Consider the following 4469-nt stretch of genomic DNA (forward strand, 5'->3'; position numbering starts at 1 on the left):
AACGATCATCGTTTGCCGGGGAGTCTAGAGCCGTTCACCAGCGGTTCAGGATTTGTTTACCTGGTGGTAACCGGTGACGGCGCGTTTCGTCTCGCCTGCGGCTCGCTCAACGACCGGGGGAGGCGTGGGTGGGGTGCGTTTCGTCTCGCCTGCGGCTCGCTCAACGACCGGAGGAGGCGGGTGGGGTGGTGAGGAAGGTGGCGAGGGTGTCGAGGAGGGGAGGGAGCGGGGTCGACTGCTGGGTCGTCGCCGTCACGGTGAGGCGACCGTCGTAGAAGATCGCGAACATCGACAGCTCGTCGTGCGGCAGCGACGCGGGGAGCACGATCACCTCATCGACCGCCGCGCCCAGCACGAACCGGGTGCGCGAAATCCACGGCACGAGCGTGGCGTAGCCGATCTCTCGTGCCGTCTCGGGCCGTCTCGGCGTGCCGGCGCGGGCATCGGCCAGCTGCCGCTTCACCGTGGTGACGAGATCAGCCGATGAGCCCGCGCGATCGCCGTGGATCGCCGCATCGGCGACACGGTTGCGGCTGCCCTCGGTCGGCTTGCGCAGCACCGGAACGCGCACTCGCACCGGCCCACCCTCCACGGCGCCGGCGTGGATCGCTGCGGCCACGACGAGGTCGTTCATCGTTCCGTCGAGCTGGGTGGCCATCTCCTGCACGTTGCTCGCGTCGAGCGTGCGGTGCCCCGAGTGCGTGGTCACCGCTCGTGCCGGGCGATCCCTGAGGCGCCGGGTGATGCGTGCGGCCACGCGCCGCGCGCGCCGCACCACCGGCTTGCGCAGATACGCCCGCCCGCGACCGCGCATGTCGGCAGAGGCGCGCCACCAGGTCGCCCAGGCGAGGAGCGGCAGCTCGATCGCCCCAGCCGCGCGCTCATCGGGAAAGAGGGGCTCGCCGAGGTCGGGGGCGGCATCCGCCTTCGACGTCGTCAGCGCCCGCAGGAACGTCAGCGTTCGCAGGGCGTCGCCGCCGGCGTGGTGCATGAGGATGCCGAGCGCGACCCGTCCGTCGGTGAGCGGGGTGATCTGCAGGCGCCACAGCGGCTTGCCGCTCTCGAGCGGGCCCTCCTCCCACCCGATGAGGGTGCGGAGGTTGTCGTCGGTCAGCGCGGTCTCGGTGCCGAAGCGCACGTGATCGTCGATGCGGAGGTCGGCCGGCACCCACGCCGGCGGGGTGAGGCCGAGGAACGAGCGCTGCAGCCGCAGGTGGGCATACGGCACCCCGCGCGTCGCCGACTCCACCCACGCGGTGATCGCCCGTTCGTCGAGGCTCCCGTCTTCGCGGCGCAGCGTGCCGCCGTCGAGCACCGCAACCCCCTGCATGTGCATCGCGACGAAGGTCTCGGTCGTGCCGACGTAGCCCTCCTCCCACACCTGCATGAACTCGGCGTGCGGGCGTCGTGCGAGTCGTCGTGGCATGTGCGTTCCCCCTCCGCGGATGCGCACACTGTGACAGCAGGTTGTTGCGATCGTGTGAACACCTGCGCACACCCCTTCCCGGGCGTGACGGCGGGCACTTAGCATCCCGTCATTGGTCGACGACGCCCAGCTGAATGACGAGTCACGCGAATCTGGGGGTCGCAATGATCGTTCCGGCAACATATCTCGAGGCCATGCAGGCCACCGCGGCGCGTGCCGGTGATGACCGCGGCATCCGCTTCTACACCGATGAGAAAACCTCGGTGCGACGGGGCTATGCCGAACTCGACGAGCGGGCGCGTGCCCGGGCGGTCGAGCTGAGGCGTCTGGGGTTCGGTGTCGGAGACGTCGCCGTGCTCGGCTTCGAACCCGGACTCGGGTTCGCGGAGTCGGTGTACGCCGCGCTGTACGCCGGCATGACCATCGCGCCCGTTCCCGTCACGGTCGGGCGCAACCCGCGGAGCGTGATCGAACGCATCGAGACGATCACCGCCGACTCCGGGGCACGCCTCGTGCTGACCGACGCCGCCGCCCGGCCCCTGTTCGACGAGGCCGACCTCGGGCCTGCGCTCGTGCGGGAGCTCGGCGAGCCCGACCTCTCGCTGGCCGACGCCTGGACGGCACCGGAGATCACCGCGGACAGCATCGCTCTGCTGCAGTACACATCCGGATCCACCGGTGTGCCCAAGGGCGTCGTCGTGACGCACGGCAACCTCGTCGCCAACGAGGAGGCGATCGGGGCGACCGTGCACGACGGCCCCGACGCGGTCTGGGTGGGGTGGCTGCCGCACTATCACGACATGGGGCTCATCGGCCTGCTGCTGCGGCCTATCTACGCCGGGGTCGACTCCATCCTCACCTCTCCCTCGCGCTTTCTGCGTCGGCCGCTGATGTGGCTGCGCCTCATCGCGAAGCACCGCGGCACCTTCACCGTCGCCCCCGACTTCGCCTACCGCCTGTGTGCGCAGGTGGTCACCGACGAGCAGCTCGCCGAACTCGATCTGTCGTCTCTCACGCACATCGTCACCGGAGCCGAACCCATCAAGACCTCCACGGTCGAGGCGTTCACGAGCCGGTTCGCCGCTGCAGGATTGGACCCGGCGGCCATGATCCCCGCCTACGGCATGGCCGAGACGACACTCATCATCTCGGCCGCCTCCGGGCGGGAGGTGCGCTCGCTGTCGGCCGATCTCGGCGGCATCGAGCGCGGTGACCTGCTGCCGGCGGTCGATGACCGATCGGTCGACCTCGTGCTGTGCGGGCCGCCCGTGCCCGGGTCGACCGTCGCGATCGTCGACCCCGCCACCTGCACACCGGTTCCCGACGGTCGCATCGGGGAGATCTGGGTCAGCGGACCAAGCGTGACCCAGGGCTATTGGGGGCGCCCCGATGCGACCGCCGAGGTATACGGCTTCCACGTGCCGGGTACCGACGATCCGTTCCTGCGCACCGGCGATCTCGGCGCGATGATCGAGGGGGAGGTCGTCGTCGCGGGTCGGCTGAAAGACCTCATCATCTCGCACGGGCGGAACGTGTTCCCGCAGGATGTCGAAGCCACCGCATCCGGTGTGGTCGGCACCGACCCGTCGTGCCTGAGCGCCGCGTTCGCGCTCGACGAGCACCAGCCGACCGAGGTCGGCGTCGCGGTGGAGGTCGATCCGCGCACGCTCGCGACCGGAGACGCCGACGCCCTCGTGCGCGACGTGCGTCGGGCGGTCATGAGCGAGTTCGGACTGCCGAGCGTCGGCATCGCCCTGCTGCGCAAGGGCACGTTGCCGCGCACGACGAGCGGCAAGATCCAGCGGCGTCGCGCACGCGCGGAGCTGCTCGCCGGTGACCTGACGCTCGCCGCTGTGGACGGGATCACGGTCGACGGAGAACGAGCGCTCGATGTGCCGGTGACATGAGCACGACCGTCGGGATGGTGACGACGGCGGCTGCCGGAGCCTACGGTCGCGCGGCGGATCTGGATGCATATCTCGGAGCTCCCGCGGACCCTGCGGGACGGATGCCGCTCGTGCTGACGCTCGAGCGTGACCACGACCGGGTGTTCCCTGCCGAGGCCGTCGCTGCGCTCGACGCGTGGGGGCTGCCGCGGCACTACGTGCCCGAGGCCTTCGGCGGCGGGCTGCGCGACGTCTTCGAGCTCCTGCTTCTCATGCGCACCGTTGCCGCGCGCGACCTGACGGTCGCCGTCGGACACGGCAAGACCGTGCTCGGGGCGATCAGCGCCTGGGCGGCCGCCGACGACAGCGCGGCGCACATGGCGCGGATCGTCGGCGCGGGTGAGGCTGTGTCCTGGGGGCTCACCGAGAAGGACCGGGGGAGCGACCTCGCCGCGTCGCAGACGGGCGCCGTCGCGACAGGCGGAGGAATTCGCCTCGACGGCCACAAGTGGCCGATCGGGAACGCCACGCGGGGCCGCGCGATCACCGTGCTCGCCCGCACCGAGGACAAACCCGGCCCGCGTGCGCTGTCGCTCGTGCTCGTCGACAAGACCGAAGTCGATCCGGCGACGCTGGCGTACCGTGCCCGGCGGCCGCTGCACGGCATCCGCGGGGCCGACATCAGCGGCATCGACTTCGCCGGCACCATCGTCTCCGCGGATAGGCGGGTCGGTGCGCCCGGTCAGGGCATCGAGATCGTGCTGAAGAGCCTGCAGGTCACGCGCACTCTCTGCGCGGCGCTGTCGCTCGGTGCGGGCGATCAGGCTCTTGCGTACCTCGCGGCCGCCGGTGTCGACGCAGCGGTCATCGCTCGCGGTGCCGCCGATCTGCTGCTCGCGGAGGCGGTGGCCTTCGCCGGTGCACGCCTGTTCCACGTCGCGCCGGGCGAGATGGCGCTGACGAGCGCGTTCGTGAAGGTGCTCGTTCCCGACCTCGTCGACGGCGTCATTCGCGACGGTTCGCCCGCTCTCGGTGTTTCCGCGCTGCTGGAGGACGGACCGAGCGCGGCGTGGGAGAAGGTGGCGCGCGACGCGAAGGTGGTGAGCATCTTCGACGGCAACTCCGTGGTCAATCTCAACGTCGTCATCAACGAGTTG

At 70.6% G+C, this 4469-nt stretch carries 3 protein-coding genes; 2 read left to right on the forward strand and 1 reads right to left on the reverse strand.

From position 1 onward, the window contains the following. Positions 1–160: 160 nt before the first annotated feature. The gene (locus B4E30_RS07680) at positions 161–1426 is read right to left on the reverse strand and encodes a wax ester/triacylglycerol synthase domain-containing protein (protein ID WP_286794478.1); all 1266 of its coding nucleotides are present in this window, start codon (positions 1424–1426) and stop codon (positions 161–163) included. A gap of 134 nt (positions 1427–1560) precedes the next feature. Here B4E30_RS07680 and B4E30_RS07685 point away from each other — a divergent pair, with 134 nt between their 5' ends. Further along, on the forward strand, positions 1561–3333 hold the full coding sequence (locus tag B4E30_RS07685) for a fatty acyl-AMP ligase (protein ID WP_286794480.1): 1773 nt from the start codon (positions 1561–1563) through the stop codon (positions 3331–3333). Then, on the forward strand, positions 3330–4469 hold a 1140-nt coding region (locus tag B4E30_RS07690), incomplete at its 3' end, for an acyl-CoA dehydrogenase family protein (RefSeq protein ID WP_286794483.1). The genes B4E30_RS07685 and B4E30_RS07690, both read left to right, overlap by 4 nt.

It is taken from the genome of Microbacterium sp. UBA3394 (genome assembly GCF_002358725.1).
Taxonomy (GTDB): Bacteria; Actinomycetota; Actinomycetes; order Actinomycetales; family Microbacteriaceae; genus Microbacterium; species Microbacterium luteum.

Coding starts and splice junctions, on each gene's coding strand:
- B4E30_RS07685 (WP_286794480.1), top strand. CDS start 1,561: ATGACGAGTCACGCGAATCTGGGGGTCGCAATGATCGTTCCGGCAACA.
- B4E30_RS07680 (WP_286794478.1), bottom strand. CDS start 1,426: ATGCCACGACGACTCGCACGACGCCCGCACGCCGAGTTCATGCAGGTG.